General features: G+C 60.6%; 14 protein-coding genes and 1 pseudogene. 5 read left to right on the top strand and 10 right to left on the bottom strand.

Annotated elements, in window-relative coordinates; all coding sequences use genetic code 11:
- Window positions 1-30 precede the first annotated feature (30 nt).
- Genes mglA through ACTG1K_RS02010 form a run of 3 tightly spaced genes read left to right on the top strand, consistent with a single transcriptional unit; the run spans window position 31 to window position 4,363 of the window.
- Window positions 31-1,551, top strand: coding sequence for a galactose/methyl galactoside ABC transporter ATP-binding protein MglA (gene mglA, locus ACTG1K_RS02020; protein WP_033136359.1), 1,521 nt, complete (start codon window positions 31-33; stop codon window positions 1,549-1,551).
- Window positions 1,552-1,567: 16 nt separating this feature from the next.
- On the top strand, window positions 1,568-2,578 hold the full coding sequence (gene mglC / locus ACTG1K_RS02015) for a galactose/methyl galactoside ABC transporter permease MglC (RefSeq protein ID WP_005342585.1): 1,011 nt from the start codon (window positions 1,568-1,570) through the stop codon (window positions 2,576-2,578).
- A gap of 51 nt (window positions 2,579-2,629) precedes the next feature.
- Window positions 2,630-4,363 carry a methyl-accepting chemotaxis protein gene (locus ACTG1K_RS02010; RefSeq protein ID WP_440004749.1) on the top strand — a complete coding sequence of 578 codons (1,734 nt, stop codon included), beginning with the start codon at window positions 2,630-2,632 and terminating at the stop codon, window positions 4,361-4,363.
- A gap of 67 nt (window positions 4,364-4,430) precedes the next feature.
- On the opposite strand, the gene trmA is transcribed toward ACTG1K_RS02010, so the two are convergent.
- Window positions 4,431-5,564: a tRNA (uridine(54)-C5)-methyltransferase TrmA gene (gene trmA, locus ACTG1K_RS02005; protein ID WP_139735457.1), complete on the bottom strand. Its 1,134-nt coding sequence runs from the start codon at window positions 5,562-5,564 to the stop codon at window positions 4,431-4,433.
- Between the two features lie 170 nt (window positions 5,565-5,734).
- On the opposite strand from trmA, the gene ACTG1K_RS02000 reads away from it, so the two are divergent.
- Window positions 5,735-6,877 (top strand): DUF5610 domain-containing protein, encoded by a 1,143-nt coding sequence (locus ACTG1K_RS02000; protein WP_374845488.1) that lies wholly within the window; start codon window positions 5,735-5,737, stop codon window positions 6,875-6,877.
- 89 nt (window positions 6,878-6,966) lie between these two features.
- A complete protein-coding gene (locus ACTG1K_RS01995; RefSeq protein WP_042081773.1) occupies window positions 6,967-7,500 on the top strand; it encodes an ATP--cob(I)alamin adenosyltransferase in 534 nt (177 codons plus the stop codon).
- 99 nt (window positions 7,501-7,599) lie between these two features.
- Here the strand turns inward: ACTG1K_RS01995 and malZ are convergent, their stop codons facing one another.
- The 9 genes and pseudogenes from malZ to ACTG1K_RS01950 form a co-directional block, all read right to left on the bottom strand.
- On the bottom strand, window positions 7,600-9,429 hold the full coding sequence (gene malZ / locus ACTG1K_RS01990; RefSeq protein WP_206876819.1) for a maltodextrin glucosidase: 1,830 nt from the start codon (window positions 9,427-9,429) through the stop codon (window positions 7,600-7,602).
- A gap of 5 nt (window positions 9,430-9,434) precedes the next feature.
- Window positions 9,435-10,265: an HDOD domain-containing protein gene (locus ACTG1K_RS01985; protein ID WP_005355498.1), complete on the bottom strand. Its 831-nt coding sequence runs from the start codon at window positions 10,263-10,265 to the stop codon at window positions 9,435-9,437.
- 88 nt (window positions 10,266-10,353) lie between these two features.
- Window positions 10,354-10,770: an META domain-containing protein gene (locus ACTG1K_RS01980; RefSeq protein ID WP_042081784.1), complete on the bottom strand. Its 417-nt coding sequence runs from the start codon at window positions 10,768-10,770 to the stop codon at window positions 10,354-10,356.
- A 165-nt stretch (window positions 10,771-10,935) separates the two neighbouring features.
- Window positions 10,936-12,296 (bottom strand): annotated as a pseudogene (gene yegD, locus ACTG1K_RS01975) (molecular chaperone).
- Window positions 12,297-12,388: 92 nt separating this feature from the next.
- The gene (locus tag ACTG1K_RS01970) at window positions 12,389-13,378 is read right to left on the bottom strand and encodes a 2-hydroxyacid dehydrogenase (protein ID WP_005340720.1); all 990 of its coding nucleotides are present in this window, start codon (window positions 13,376-13,378) and stop codon (window positions 12,389-12,391) included.
- A 74-nt stretch (window positions 13,379-13,452) separates the two neighbouring features.
- Window positions 13,453-13,947, bottom strand: coding sequence for a CreA family protein (locus ACTG1K_RS01965; protein ID WP_005355485.1), 495 nt, complete (start codon window positions 13,945-13,947; stop codon window positions 13,453-13,455).
- Window positions 13,948-13,973: 26 nt separating this feature from the next.
- A complete protein-coding gene (locus ACTG1K_RS01960) occupies window positions 13,974-14,420 on the bottom strand; it encodes an Mpo1 family 2-hydroxy fatty acid dioxygenase (RefSeq protein WP_440004748.1) in 447 nt (148 codons plus the stop codon).
- Window positions 14,421-14,482: 62 nt separating this feature from the next.
- Window positions 14,483-15,340, bottom strand: a complete 858-nt coding sequence (locus ACTG1K_RS01955; RefSeq protein WP_069555513.1) for a hypothetical protein — start codon at window positions 15,338-15,340, stop codon at window positions 14,483-14,485.
- A gap of 147 nt (window positions 15,341-15,487) precedes the next feature.
- The gene (locus tag ACTG1K_RS01950) at window positions 15,488-15,874 is read right to left on the bottom strand and encodes a TraR/DksA family transcriptional regulator (protein WP_005356952.1); all 387 of its coding nucleotides are present in this window, start codon (window positions 15,872-15,874) and stop codon (window positions 15,488-15,490) included.
- Window positions 15,875-16,085: the final 211 nt, after the last annotated feature.

Raw genomic sequence — 16,085 nt, 5'->3', positions numbered from 1 at the left:
ATCCCCTTGCCCTTTTTTCAACCAGATGTGATGGCTGATATGACAACACAGCAACAATCAGAATGGCTGTTGGAGATGATTGACGTCAGTAAGAGCTTTCCCGGCGTCAAGGCACTCGATAATGTCAATTTACGGGTCCGTCCTCATTCTGTGCATGCGTTGATGGGCGAGAACGGAGCGGGAAAATCCACACTGCTCAAGTGCCTGTTCGGCATTTACGAGAAGGATCAGGGCAAGATCTTCTTCAAGGGGCAGGAGATCAACTTCACCTCCTCCAAAGAGGCGCTGGAAAATGGCGTCTCCATGGTGCATCAGGAGCTCAACCTGGTGCTGCAGCGTACCGTGATGGACAACATGTGGCTCGGCCGCTACCCCACCAAGGGGTGGTTTATCGACCACGGCAAGATGTATGACGACACCAAGCGCATCTTCGATGAGCTGGATATCGACATCGACCCCAAGGTGAAGGTCGCGACCCTGTCGGTCTCCCAGATGCAGATGATCGAGATCGCCAAGGCGTTCTCCTACGATGCCAAGATCGTCATCATGGATGAACCCACCTCCTCGCTGACCGAGAAAGAGGTGAACCACCTCTTCAAGATCATCAACAAGTTGAAGGATAAGGGGTGCGGCATCGTCTACATCTCTCACAAGATGGAGGAGATCTTCCAGCTCTGTGACGAGATCACCATATTGCGGGATGGCCAGTGGGTGGCAACCCAGCCGCTCAAGGGCATGACCATGGATCAGATCATCGGCATGATGGTCGGCCGTGAACTGACCCAGCGCTTCCCGGAAAAGACCAACCAGCCGAAAGAGGTGATCCTCGAGATCGAACACCTGACGGCGAAGAACCAGCCTTCCATTCAGGATGTGACCTTCAACCTGCACAAGGGGGAGATCCTCGGCATCGCCGGACTGGTGGGGGCCAAGCGCACCGACATCGTCGAGACCCTGTTCGGTATTCGTGATCGCAGTCAGGGCAGCATCAAGCTGCACGGCAAAGAGGTAGCCAACCACAACGCCCACGAAGCGATCCGCAACGGCTTTGCGCTGGTGACGGAAGAGCGCCGCTCCACCGGTATCTACTCCCGGCTCGATATCGCCTTCAACTCCCTGATCGCCAACATGGACAGCTACAAGGGCTCCATGGGGCTGCTCAGCGACAACAAGATGAAGAGCGATACCCAGTGGGTGATCGACTCCATGCGGGTCAAGACGCCGACCCAGCAGACCCAGATCGGTTCCCTCTCCGGGGGCAACCAGCAGAAGGTGATCATCGGTCGCTGGCTGCTGACCCAGCCGGAGATCCTGATGCTCGACGAGCCCACCCGCGGTATCGACGTCGGGGCCAAGTTCGAGATCTACCAGCTCATCCTGGAGCTGGCGAAGAAGGACAAGGGGATCATCATCATCTCGTCAGAGATGCCGGAGTTGCTGGGGATCACCGACCGCATCATGGTGATGAGCAATGGCCGGGTCGCCGGGATCGTCAATACCAAAGAAACTGACCAGAGCGAGATACTGCGCCTGGCATCTCTGTACCTCTAGAGACAGGAAGACATTTATGGAGTCGGCTAAAAATTTCAATCTGATGCAGGCGCTCAAGGAAAACGCCATCTATCTGGTGCTGCTGGTGCTGCTCATGGTCATCGTGATCCAGGAGCCCTCCTTCCTGAGCCTCACCAACTTCAGCAACATCCTGACCCAGTCCTCGGTGCGGGTCATCATAGCGCTGGGGGTGGCGGGCATCATTATCACTCAGGGGACGGACCTCTCGGCCGGTCGTCAGGTCGGTCTGGCGGCGCTCATCGCGGCGACCATGCTGCAGGCGCTGACCAACGTCAACAAGGTGTTCCCGACGCTGGGGGAGGTGCCCATTCCTGCGGTGATCCTGCTGGTGTGCGTGGTGGGTGCCCTGATAGGTCTGGTCAACGGTCTTATCGTCGCCTATCTGAACGTGACCCCCTTTATCACCACCCTGGGGACCATGATCATCGTCTACGGTATCAACTCCCTCTACTTCGATTCGGTGGGCGCTTCGCCGGTGGCCGGTTTTGACCCCCGATTCTCCAGCTTCGCCCAGGGCTTTATCCGGATCGGCGGCTTCAAACTCTCGTACCTCACCTTCTACGCGGCCATCGCCAGCGTTTTTGTCTGGGTGCTGTGGAACAAGACGCGCTTTGGCAAAAACATCTTCGCCATCGGTGGCAACCCCGAGGCAGCCAAGGTCTCCGGCGTCAATGTGGCGGTCAATCTGGTAATGATCTATGCGCTGGCGGGGGTCTTCTACGCCTTCGGCGGCATGCTGGAAGCAGGCCGTATCGGTAGCGCCACCAACAACCTCGGCTTCATGTACGAGCTGGATGCCATCGCGGCGTGCGTGGTGGGCGGCGTGTCGTTTGCCGGCGGGGTGGGAACGGTCGCGGGTGTGATCACCGGCGTACTTATCTTCACCCTGATCAACTATGGTTTGACCTATATCGGGGTCAGCCCTTACTGGCAGTTCATCATCAAGGGCGGCATCATCATTCTGGCGGTGGCATTGGATTCCATGAAGTACGCCAAGAAGAAATAACGATTGGCAGGGAGGGTTGGCGCTGCCAACCCTCTCTTCTGGAGGGAACCCATGCCATTCAAGGTCAAGATTTACCTCTTGCTGCTACTGGCCATTCTGGTCACCATCGGCACCGCCGGGCTCAGCGTCAACCACTTCATCAGTGGCTACATTCGCACTCAGGCCACCCACAACATCAACGAACAGATCACCCTGGTCAAAGAGAAGCTGGCCAGCGACATCAATCAGAAAATCCTGTTGGCCGCCAACCTCAACTTCGGGGTGACCAACGTCAAGAAGACCCTGCAAGAGACCGGTTTTCACAACATCGTCAAGGTGATCGGCGACATGGCCTTCGACGTGAGCGGTGTCATCAACGATACGGCCAAGGTCGATGCCCTGCGCAAGCTGATCCCCGCCGCCAACAACCAGATCACCGTCAGCCCGCTGCAACAGGTGGATGGCAAGCCGGTCATCACCATTCTGGTGCCGCGCGGTGCCGATTCGGCCTATCTCTACTACCTCGACATGAGCGAGTTCAAAAGCCTGCTGGAGAAGATGAGTGGCGATGGCCGCTACTTCTCGTTGGCCGACAGTCAGGGCAACAGCCTCTATGACAGCAAGCCGCAAGGGGAGAGTGAAGCGCGCCCCAACCAGCTGGATATTCGTGGCAGCAGCTGGACGCTGACCGGCTACATCGATCTTGACTACATCCGGGCCATGACCCGGGCCCTCAACGGCCAGATCATCATGGCACTGTGCGGCGTGGCGATCGTTGTGATGGTGCTGGCGATGCTGGCTCTCAGTGTGGCCTATCGCCCCATCCTCTCGCTGCGGGATCTGGTGCTGGAGCTCTCTCGCGGCAGCGGCGATCTCACCCGCCGACTGGCGGTGACCAGCAAGGATGATCTGGGCCAGATCTCGGCCGGCATCAACCGCTTTATCGAGCGGTTGCAGGAGATGATGGGGGAGGTGCGACAGGCGAGCGGCCAGCTCAACAGCGGTATCGAGGGGCTGGCCAGTCAGACCGGCGCCGCCCAGTCCCTGCTGGCGGATCATGTACGCGAGACCGAGCAGGTGGTGACTGCCATCAACGAGATGAGCCGCACCGCGGTCTCCGTCTCCGAGAGTGCAGCCAGCACCGCCCAGCTCACCGGCCAGAGCCAGCAGCTGGCGAGCCAGTCCCGTCAGGTGGTGGATCAGGCGATGGCCAGCGTGATGGCGCTGGTGGACGAGGTGGAGGAGACGGCCCGCTCCATCGAGGCGATGCAGCAGGATGTGCTGCAGATCGGCTCCGTGCTGGGGGTGATCGGCAGCATTGCCGAGCAGACCAACCTGCTGGCCCTCAACGCCGCTATCGAGGCGGCTCGCGCTGGTGAACAGGGGCGCGGTTTTGCGGTGGTGGCGGACGAGGTGCGTTCCCTCGCGGCCCGCACCCAGCAGAGCACAGCCGAGATCCAGACCATGCTGGCCAGTCTGCAGCGGGGCACCCGAACTGTGGTGGATGCCATGGGCAACACCAAGCAGAGCTGTCAGGGGGCGGCCGAGAACACTACCAGGGTCAACGAGTCGCTGGATCTGATGGCAGGGGAAGTAGTGGAGATCAACGATCTCATCAGCCATATCGCCACGGCGGCGGAGCAGCAGAGTGCGGTGGCCGAAGAGATCAACCGCAACATGAGCGCCATCGCCGAGGTGATCCGTCAGCTGACTCACAATGGCGAAGCGACGGTTGCCAGCTCCGCTGCGATGCAGCAGACCTACGACCGGCTGCGGGAGATAGTGGGCCACTTCCGGCTGGAGTGAGGCCGGTGTTCAGTCAATAACAAAACAGGGCCATCCGGCCCTGTTGTTGTTTTCCTGTCTGCCTGAATCAACCGGCTTTGCGGCGCAGATAGACCCCGGCTTCCATGTGATGGGTCCAGGGGAACTGGTCGAACAGGGCGAAACGGGCGATCTCGTGGGTTTCGCCCAGCACGGCCATGTTGGCCTGCAGGGTCTCGGGGTTGCAGGAGATGTAGAGGATGTTGTCGTACTCCTGCACCAGCTTGACGGTGGCATCGTCGAGACCGGCGCGGGGCGGGTCGACGAAGATGGTGTTGCACTGGTAGCTCTTGAGATCGACCCCCTTGAGGCGGTTGAACTCCCGTTCACCACGCATCGCCATGGTGAACTCCTCGGCCGACATACGCAGGATGATCAGGTTGTCGACGCCGTTGGCGGCGATGTTGAACTGGGCGGAGTCGACGCTCGGCTTGGCGATTTCGGTGGCCAGCACCTTGCGGAAGTTCTGCGCCAGCGCGATGGAGAAGTTGCCGTTGCCGCAATAGAGCTCCAGCAGGTCCCCTTCGCTCCCCTTGGTCACATCCAGCGCCCAGGCCAGCATCTGTTCGTTGATGGCGGCGTTGGGCTGGGTGAAGCTGTTCTCCACCTGTTTGTAGGTGAGCTGGCGACCCGCCACGTTGAGCTGTTCGATGACGAAGTCATCTCCCAGACAGATCTTCTGCTTGTGGGCGCGGCCAATCAGTTGCAGCTCGAACCCTTTGGCGCGCAGATCGGCCTGCAGCGCTTCGGCGGCCTGTTGCCATTCGGCCTCCAGCTTGCGGTGATAGAGCAGGCTGACAATGATCTGGCCGGACTGGGTGGAGAGGTAGTCGATCTGGAACAGCTTGCGGCGCAGCACCGGGTGTGGGCGCAGCCCCTCCAGCAGCAGCGGCATCAACTGGTTGATGAGGCGGCTGGCGGTGGGGAAGTGGTCTATCTTGATGATCTCTTTGGTCGCTGGGGCATACATGCAGTGGAAGAGGTCATCCCCTTCGTGCCAGATGCGAAATTCGGCGCGCATCCGGTAGTACTCCGCCGGTGAGCTGTGCACTTCCAGCGCCGGGAGGGTGAAGCCGGCAAACAGCTCGGTGAGGCGAGCGCGCTTTTCGTCGAGTTGGGCCTGATAGTCGGCCGCGGTTCTAGGCGCCGGAGCGTTCGCGGAAGGCTGTTGGGATTGGGTCATAAATACCTCACATGCACACCGGCCGGGCCGGGTCGAAATCGGGGGAAGGCAACAGGCCACCCAAAGGGGCCCGATTTTAAAAGCCAGCCGCAGATTGTCCAGCATTTTGTGGTCAAGAAGTGTTCAGTCAGGCCGATAGCTGATCTACAGGCATGGTGGGAGGACACATTATGCAGATCGAAGGCGTGGGCGCAGCCCAACCCAAGGGAGTGGGTGTTTCTCCCAAATCGCCGCAACAGGCGGAGCAGAAACAGGTCAAGAGCGAGGAAGAGGTCTCCTTGCACAAGCCGCCCAAGTGGGCGCAGGTGCTGATCCAGCAGGCATTGCAGTTCTCGCTGGAGATCAACGGCCAGGGCTATCAGGCGCCGAAGGTGAAAGAGCCCGAGGAGATCACCCCGGAGACCCTGTTCGACTTCCAGTCGGTGGCGGACAACGTGCTGCAGTTCGTGACCGGGCGGCTTGGTGCCGCACGGGCCGATGGCAAATCTGACGACGACCTGACCGGGATGATGGAGCAGGCCCGCAAGGGGGTCGACAAGGGCTTTGACGAGGCGAAGAAGCAGCTCGGCAAGTGGGCGACTGACAACGACGATATCAAAACCGGTATCGATCAGAGCTACAAGCTGATCCAGAAAGGGCTCGAGGAGTTCGAGAAGGAGTTCTTCGGCAAGGTCTCTCCGACCGACATGGGACAGGCCGAGATGGCCAGTCGCCAGCAGGGGTATCTGGAGATCCAGACCAAGGATGGCGACAAGGTGGTGCTGCGATTCAACGACAGCTGGCAGACCAAGTCCCAGAGCAGCGAGAGCGGCAGCCAGTTCAGCCTCAAGTCGAGCCAGAGCTTCAGCTTCTCGCTGGAGGGGGATCTCAACAGCGACGAGATGGAGTCCATTGGCAAGCTGGTCAAGGGGATCGACGAGCTGGCGGGGAACTTCTTCTCCGGCAACTTCGAGGATCTGCTGGATAAGGCGAATGAACTGAAGCTGGATGACAGTCAGCTGGCTTCCTACTCCCTCAAGCTCAAGCAGAGCGTCAAGCTGAGCCAGACCTATCAGGGGGCGCACTCCCTGCAGGATCTGATCAAGCCGTTTGCCGACTATCTGCCGAAGCTGGATCAGGTGCAGAAACAGGCGGATAGCCTGCTGCCACCATCCCAACAACAGGCGCTGACCCCGGCCGTGCTGGCCGCGAGAGGAGAAGAAGAACCGGCGCAGGTCGATCGCTTCACTAGCTTCAACCAGCGGATGCTGGAGGCGCTGCGGATGATCAACCAGTTCCAGCCCTCCACCGAGCCCGCCAGCAAGCGCGTCTGAGCCACAGCGCGTTACGCAAGTAATGACCTGCCGTTTGCCAGCCCTTCCCGGGGCTGGCAAACTGGCCTTTTCTCCAATCCGGTTGCCCCATGAACCCCAAGAAGCCAAGAGACAAGCGCGAGCTCTGCTACCCCTTTATCTTCGAAACCTCGCTCAAATGTGATTTTGAAATCGCCACGGACGAGCTCTGCTGTCAGGTCGGGGCTGTGCTGTCACACCTTGCGCCGGATGCCGATACCGAGCCCATGCTGGCTGATCTCGCGGCGTTGCAGCGACTTATCTACAACCTAAACGGCTCGGTGCGCGGCAAGCTGGGGATCTTCGACGCAGATCTTGAGTGGCTCAAGGCCCGTTACGACCACTACAACGAGGCGAGTCGCGGGAGCGTCACCGGTTTCGTGCTGCCACAGGGGCCGCAGCCCATCCCCACCCTCCATCTGTGCCGCTGCGGCAGCAAGAAGGTGGTGCGGCTGCTGGTCAGGCTGGAAGAGAGCGAGGTGGCCTTCGATCCCATTCTCTATCGCTTCGCTAACCTGCTGGCCAACTTCTTCTTCGTGCTCACCGTCTACCTCAAGCAGCGCTGGCAGGTGCCGGAAGTACCCTACGTCAGCATCAATTACTGATGTCGGCAGGCAAAGAGCCGAACGCCATGGTGGATTGAACGGAATAAAAAACCGGAGCCTTGGGCTCCGGTTTTGTTTTTCAGCGCGTCAGTTGCCCGCTCAGCTGGAGATCAGCACCCGGGCCGAGTTGGCCGGAATGGTCAGCTGGACCTCGCCCTGCACCACTTCAAACTTCTCGCCGTTGAAGGCGTCGGTGAAACGGCTGGCGGGGCTGGCGGTCTGCCACAGGGGCAAGCTGATGGTGCGCGGCTCGCTCGGATGGCGGTTGCAGGCCACTACCACCTGATCGCTTTGCAGAGTGCGGGCGAACACATAGCTGTGGGGCCCGGCATAGAGGGTCTGGATATCGCCGCGGCGCAGGGAGGGGCGCTGGCGGCGGATCTGGATCAGCCGACGATAGTGGTCGTGCAGCACGTGATCCCAGTCTGTGGTATCCCACGGGAAGCAGCGGCGGCAGTCCGGATCGTTGCCGCCGGAGAGCCCCACTTCATCGCCGTAGTAGATGGAGGGCACGCCGATATAGGTGAGCAGCAGGGTGGCGGCCAGCTGCATCCGCTGTTTGTCCTCTCCCAGCAGATGGAGGAAGCGGGCGGTATCGTGGCTGTCCAGCAGGTTGAACTGTGCCAGCTGGTTCTTGAACGGGATGTGGGCCCGCGCCAGCTTGAGCCAGCGATCCAGCTCTTCGGCGCTGATCTTGATGGGGTGGTAGGCGATATCCTGCCCCGCCAGGAAGGCGCGGACCGGGTGGGCGAAGCCATAGTAGTTCATGGCGCCATCCTCCTGATCCCCTTGCAGCCACTGGCTCGCCTCGAAGAAGTGTTCGCCGAGTACATAGGCGTCCGGGTTCTCCTGCTTCACCGCCCCGCGAATGGCGCGCACGTGACTGCGATTGCCCTCGGCGGTGCCGCGCTCGCCCAGCATGTGGATGACGTCAAAGCGCCAGCCATCGATCTGGTAGGGGGCGCGCATCCAGTAACGGAGGATGGCGTCGTCGGCCCGATAGACGGCGTCTTGTACCTTCTCGCAGGAGAAGTCGAGCTTGGGCAGGCTGCGAATGCCCTTCCAGCTGACGTAATCACCTTCTTTGTCAAAGGTGTAGAAGCTGCGCCACGGGGAGTCCGGGTTGCTCTGGGCCCCCAGTGGCGGGCAGAACCAGGGGTGCTCGGTAGAGGTGTGGTTGACTACCGCATCGAGGATGATCTTCATGCCACGCTGGTGCAGGTTGCGGGTCAGCTCGGCGAACTGCTCGTTGCTGCCGAGGTGGGCATCGACCTTGAAGTAGTCCTGGGTGTCGTACTTGTGGTTGCTCGGCGAATCGAAGATGGGGTTGAGGTAGAGCGCCGTCACCCCGAGAGATTGCAGATAGTGCAGCTTGGCATCGATCCCCGCCAGATCGCCGCCATAGAATTCGCAGGCGCCGTGGCCCTCTTCGTGGCGACTGACCGGCTCGCCCCACGCCTTGCTGATGACCGCCTTGCCACGGTACTCGTACTCGTGATGCTTGACGCTTAGCGACGGATCGCCGTTGCAGAAGCGGTCGGGGAAGATCTGATAGAACACCTGATCCTGCACCCAGGCTGGTGGCTGGTGCAGGCTGTTGAAGCGAAAATGCTGTTCCCGTGGCGGCATGGACGCGCTGACGCCCGCCCCGTGCAGCCACCACTGCTCCTCGTCGGTGAGGCACTTGAAGCTGTAGAGGTGGATATCCTGTCCCTTGATGAGCGGCAGGGTCGCCTGCCACACCTGCAGCCGATCGCGGGTGGAGACTGCCGTCATCGGGATCAGGTACTCCTCGTTATCCGGCTCGTGGCGCAGCCACACCTCGCGGATCGGCGCATCCAGCTCGCTAAAGAGGGTCAATTGCAGTGCGTCGGCGCTCTCTTTGAACCAGGGCGCCACCTGGGGATGAAACAGAAACGGATGGGTCATGATGCTTATTGAGTCAGAAGATCGGCGAGGGCATTACCCTGTTCATGCAGTGTTTCGAGCTGGCCTGCCAGCGACTTGGGATCCAGTCCCAACTGGTCGGCGAGCGGTTTGGGGAAGCGGGCGATGATGGCCTGGGCAGGCACGCCCGCGTTCCAGGCGAAGGAGATAAACACGGCGAGGCGGATCAGCACCGCCTCCTTGCTGACCGGATCGTGGGAGAGCGGGTCAAGCTGTTGGGAGATGGCATCGACGAAGGCCTCGGAGAGGTTCCAGCGCCGCGCCAGCTCGGCACCGAGCTGGGCATAGTCGTAGCCCAGCATCTCCCGCTGGGCCTCGACCCGGCTGCTGCCGTTCTGGATCGCCATGTTGATGAGCTCGGCCTCTTCCGGCAAGGTGCTCTGGATAAGCAGCTCGCCGATGTTGTGGATCAGGGCGCAGGTGAAGGCGGTCTCGGGATCCATCACTTTGGCCTCCTGGGCCAAGGTTTTGGCGATGGTGGCGACCTGGAAGGTCTCGGTCCAGAACTTGTTCTTGTCGAAGCTGGGCGGGGCCTTGAAGGTGCCGATGATGCCGGAGGCGACCACCACGGAGCGCAGCCGGTTGAAGCCGAGCCGGATCACCGCCTGTTCGATGGAGGTCACTTCGTTGCCCCGGCGCAGGGCGGCCGAGTTGGCCATCCGCAGCACCTTGACGCTGATCACCTGATCCATGGCGATCTTGGCCGCAATCTCGTCGATGCGGGCATTCTCGTCGTTGAAGCTCTGCATCAACTCGTGCAGCAGCTTGGGAATAGTGGGGAGTTGTTTGATCTTGTCAAACAGGCGATCCATCGACATGGCTGAGGCAGCCTCCGTTGCGAACTCTGCCTCATATTGTGCCACAGCCGGACAACATGTTCCTGTTTGTGATGCGGCTTTGTGAGCGCTAGAACACCCAGTCGCGCAAGGTGTATTCCAAACGGTGCTGTTTGCCCTGCAGGATCAGGTTCTGACTGGTGCCGCTCAAGGTTGCCCCCTCGGTCAGGGTGGTCAGTACGGCCTGTTCGATAGTGTCGAGCGGCGGCATGCAGGCCATTTCGGTGCTGCCCAGACTGGTGACCCACAGCTTGTCATCTTCCAGATGGCCCTGACCGAAGTAGCGGTTGCAACCGGCGATGCCGTTGACGGTGAAGTGCTCGCCGATCTCGAAATCGGGGGGATTGTCGCGGGGGGCCTTGATCGGTTCGCCATCCAGTTTGCTCAGTACCCAGTGGTGGTGTTGCAGATCTTGCTGAACAAAGGCGGACGAGCTGCAGCCAGCGAGCAGTAACAGGGGGATCAGCAAAAAGGGCAATCTGGGCATGAGGGGGCTCCGGTTGGGGGAGCGTCAAGAATACCCTTTTTGGGCAGTCGGGAGCAGGGCGGGAGAGGGGACGACCGACCGCTTCTGTCGCCCCTTGTCCCGCACGACTGTCGCTTAATGGCAACACACGGGTGATGTTGCCATCGATTTACGCTATCTCAGGGCTCAGTTGGCGAACAGCCGCTCGGCATAACGGGCGAGACCGGCGGCCACCGAGCCGAAGTCATCCCCCCCCTCAAGCTGTATGGACGGGAGCTTCTGGCGGATAAAGCTGGCGATCAGCGGCGAGCGGGCGCTACCGCCGGTGACGAAGATGCGATCCGGCTGCACACCGGCGGCGGCAATCGCTTCGTCCATCAGCTCGCCAATCTTCTCCAGCAGCAGGGCTGAGGCGTTGGCCAGCTGTTCGCGGGTCAGCTCCGCTTCCAGCCCTTTTCCAGCTCGGCCAGCGATTGGCGATTGAGCTCCTGCTCCGAGAGGGCGATCTTGCCCTGCTCGGCACGCCATACCAGCTGGTGGCTCAGCTTGTGGGCCCGCAGGCTGGCCAGACGTCCCAGCTTGCTGCCGGGCTGGCTGTCGAGCTGCAGATCCTGCAGCTGGCGGGCGGTGTCGAGGCTGTAGAAGCGGCTCTGGGCGCTGACGTCGTTGATGGCGGCCGCATCCCAGAACAGCGGGTGGGGCAGCGGCTTGCCGGTCTTGAGGGTCTCGTGCATGCCGAGCAGCGGCATCATCCCCTCCACCGTCAGGCGGATATCGAAGTCGTTGCCGCCGATCCGCTGGCCGCTGTGGCCGAGCAGATCGCCGCTGCGATCCAGCTGATCGCGGTAGCTGGGACCCATCCGCAGCATGGAGCAGTCGGTGGTACCGCCGCCGATATCCACCACCAGCACCACGGCGTCTTCGGTGAGGCGCGCCTCGAATTCAAACCCGGCGGCCACAGGCTCGTAGAGGAACTCCACCTGCTCGAAACCGGCCAGACGGGCCGCCTCGGTCAGGATGGCGATAGCTTGCTGGTTGCTCTCTTCCCCCGCCAGACCCTGGAAGTTGACCGGTCGGCCGATCACCGCCTGGCGGATCGGGGCGCCGAGCTGCTGCTCCGCCTGCTGGCGGACATGGAGCATCATGGCGCAGACGATGTCTTCAAACAGGGCGATCTGGGGGGCCTTGAGGCCATAGGCACCGAGGAAGGATTTCGGCGATTTGATGTAGTAGCCGTCGTCCGGCTCTTCCAGATAGCGCTCCAGCGCGGCACCGCCAAAGCTCAGCTCGTCGATCAGTCCCTCTTCGCGCATCTGGCGGCGAACCATCTGGGCACGGGTGACCACGGGGCCACGCAGCTTGAGGTACTCCGCCTGCTGGGCGGGGGCCAGCCCTTCGGCCAACAGACCGGCGATAGCATCCCGGTGGGGGGCATGCAGGGTGGAGGGGAGATAGCGGGATGCGCCAAGATTGAGCAGCCTGGGGCTACCTTGTTCCATCACGGCCACGGCACAGTTGGAGGTGCCGTAATCAAATCCGATAAACATGGGCGCCAGACTCCTGAATAAAAAAGGGGGGCTAGCCTACCCGAAGGCGCCGGGTCTCACAACCCGGCGCGTGACGAAGAGAGGGCGAGCCCTTATTCCACTTCGTTGTCGCAGCGGCCCTGGCTCTCGATGGCGCGGATATTGCCGAGGGTGGTATCGGCGATGGCGTGCAGTGCCTCGCGGGTCAGGAACGCCTGATGGCCGGTGAACAGCACGTTGTGGCAGGCTGACAGGCGGCGGAACACGTCATCGGTGATCACTTCGTTGGACTTGTCGGAGAAGAAGAGATCCTCTTCCTCTTCGTAGACGTCCAGCCCCAGAGCACCGATACGGGAGGTCTTGAGCGCCTCGATGGCGGCGTTGGAGTCGAGCAGGCCGCCACGGCTGGTGTTGATGATCATCACCCCGTCCTTCATCTTGGCGAACGCCTCCTTGTTCAACAGGTGGTAGTTCTCTTTAAACAGCGGGCAGTGCAGGCTGATGATGTCGGATTGGCGGAACAGGGTATCGAGATCCACGTACTCGGCACCCAGCTCGATGGCTGCCGGATTCTGGTAAGGATCGTTCACCAGCAGGCGAACCCCGAAGCCCTTAAGGATGCGCAGGGCGGCCAGACCGATCTTGCCGGTGCCGATGACGCCAACGGTCTTGCCATGCATGTTGAAGCCGACCAGCCCTTCCAGCGAGAAGTTGGCGTCGCGGGTGCGCTGATAAGCCTTATGGATGCGGCGGTTGAGGCACATCATCATGCCGACAGCATGCTCGGCGGTCGCCTCGGGGGAGTAGGCGGGCACTCGCACCACTTTCAGCCCCAGCTCTTTGGCAGCGGCCAGATCCACGTTGTTGTAACCGGCGCAGCGTAGGGCAATCACCTGGGTGCCGTTGGCAGCCAGTTCGGTCAATACCTCGCGGTCGGCATCGTCATTGACGAACAGACACACCACCGGGAAGCCGTGAGCCAGTCGGGCCGTTTTGGCCTCCAGCCGCACATCGAAAAACTCCAGATCGAAGCCGTACTGGCTGTTGGCCTGGTTGAAATGCTCTTTGTCATAGCTCTTGGTACTGAATACGGCGACTTTCATGGTATGTGCTCCGCAGCGTGTGTGTCGTCAAATTACAACAAAATGGGTCAGCTATCACCGGACAAACCGGCTGGTTATTGTCCCCAGGGCATAATGGGAACGGCGCTGACTGCACTCTTGTACGAACCATCCACCAGTTTGGTGCTGTAGGTCAGGTAAACCAGTGCATTGCGTTTCTTGTCGTAAAAACGCACCACTTTCTGCTCCTTGAACACCAGTGAAGTGCTGACATCGAACACCTCTTCTCCCGCCTTCAGCTTTTCGGGCAGGGTGATAGGGCCGATCTGGTGGCACGACAGGGAGGCGTGGGAGGGATCTTCCGCCAGTCCCAGCCCGCCTTTTACACCACCGGTCTTTGGGCGAGCCAGATAGCAGGCGACGCCGTCGATGCGCGGGTCGTCGAACGCCTCCACCAGGATCTTGTGGTTGGGGCCAAACAGCTTGAAGGCAGTGCTCACTTCACCGACCGGGTCGGCCTTGTCGGCCAGCGCCGGGCCAGCAAACAGGGCCCCCAGCAGCAGGGGCAGGGCGCGGCGCAGGGCATTATGTCGCGTGTGGTTATGTGTCATGGTCTCTCCTGTTGGCCCGGCACTCCTCAATAGGGAATGCCCAGGCGACGATAGAGGCTGGCAAGCACCCAGGCGGGGCCTATCAGCAGAAATTGCAGGTCGGCGAGGAAGGAGGGGCGTTTGCCCTCGATCTTGTGGCCGACAAACTGGGCTATCCAGAGAATCACGAACGCTGCCACGGCGGGCCACAACAGCGGCCCCTGCCATTGGTGGCAGATCCACAATCCCAGTGCGGTCAGCCCGGCCATCCCCGCGAACAGCGAAAACGACAGCTGCAGGTAGAACAGCAGCACCGGAATGGCTGCCACTGCCGCCCAGTTGAGGGGCTCTGGCAAGGGCCCGTGTGGCAGACACCAGAGCAGCGCCAGCGAGCAGAAATAGATGCCCGGCACCGCCAGTTTGTGGATGGCGACGTTTATCGGATGGCGATGGCTCTGCCCGTACTGCGCAAACCACTCCTGGATTCCCTTCATGGCACCTCCCTGGCGCACTGAGTTCTCGCTGCCTGACCTTCGTGGTCAGGCGCTCGGGATGCTTATCCCTGCGGTGGATACTCCCAATATTGGGCCGGAATGGATTTTAGCAATGGGGTCATGTCCGGATTGGGCAGGGCGATGGTGACCCGCTGATCGAGGTTGGCGCTGGCGAGCGCTTCGCGGATCTTGGGGTTGTCATTGAAGAACTTCATAAAGCTGCCATCGGCATAGGCCCGCTCCAACCCGGTCTGAATCGCCTTGGCCAGCTTGGGGTATTCGGGGCTGACGAAGAAGAACTGGGCGAAGGGGTAGCGGATCAGCAGATGCTGCTCGATGGCGAGGTTGGGATACTGCGCCACCAGCTCGCTGCGCTCGGCGAAGATCTCCACCAGGGCGCGCGGGAAGAAGTCGATCTTGTCGCCGTCGTTGATAAGGCGAAACAGGCTGCTGTATCGGCCGGAGAAGGTCGGGATGCCCGCATTTTCCAGAATTTTGTTATCGGCCCAACCGACCCCTTGCGCCGCCTTCAGCTGTTTGAGGTCGGCCAGGGTATTGATCTGGTTGAACTTCTCTTGGGCATCCGCGTGGATGAATGACAGCCGCAATCCTTCCAGCCCGCGAAAAAGCGGAATGGGGACGGCAATCAGGGAGGATTCGAGCTCGCTGGAGGTGCCCATCCAGAAGACGTTGATGGTCTTGCCCTTGCTCAGCTGCTGCTGGAGGGTGAACTGGTTGAGGTCGAGTTCGACAGGCTGGATGCGAAAGGGTTGCCCGGAGCGGGTCAGGGCCAGTTCCAGCAGCTTGTACTGGTACTCCTGGTCAAGATTGTTGACGGGACGGCTGGGGACCTTGACCGTCAGAACCTGTGCTTGTGCCAGCAGTGGCAGGCACAAACACAGCTTGATGAGCCATTTCACTCTCTGTTCTCCTGTAGATTCCGGAAGGTGTCCGGAGTCTAACAGAACTTGTCACCATCTTGCTGCGAGGCGTTGTGCAAGGTTTGAGCGCAGGGCCCTGCCTTGCTGGCGTCTGTTGCACCAGAATGGTGACGGTTCTTCGAAGAATCAGGCGACGCGACGGAACACGTGGGTATCGTTAAATTCCTTGGTGCTCTGGCATTCGACGCAGAAACGGGATTCCGGACGGGCATGCAGCCGCTTGAGGGAGATCTCGTCACCGCAAGATTCGCAGTAACCAAAATCCCCTTCGCTGATGCGCTTCAATGCGCCCCGCAGCTTGCGCAGGTGCAGCTTGTCGTGCTCGATGCGGTTCAGCTCCAGACGGCGGGCTTCCTCGATACTGGCACGGTCAATTTCATCAGCCATCTCGTTGGTGTCGGTGGCGATGGCCTGGCTGGCCTGGGAGTTCAGGCGCTCTTCGAGCTCGACGATCTGTCGCTCGATCTGCCCCTTGTAAAAGGCCAGTTGGTCTTCAGTCATGAAATCACACATACGATTAACTACCAGTCAGTTTACTAACCCAATTATCCCTGTTTATGGGGGCTGTCTGCCTACAGACCAAGCCCTTGTATCCCGATTTGCACCTGTTTCATGCAAGAGAGTGCAAATCAGGGCGGGCCTTGTACCAAAAAAATGCAGCCAAGCAAAGCAAATAGGATAAGGATTGTGCGCCCTTGCAAAAAAATGGTCCGTTCCTGCGGGG

It is taken from the genome of Aeromonas sp. 102P (assembly GCF_051920345.1).
Classification (GTDB): Bacteria; Pseudomonadota; Gammaproteobacteria; order Enterobacterales; family Aeromonadaceae; genus Aeromonas; species Aeromonas veronii.
Note: the sequence above shows the minus strand (reverse complement) of the source record. Positions and strands in the feature narration are given on the sequence as shown.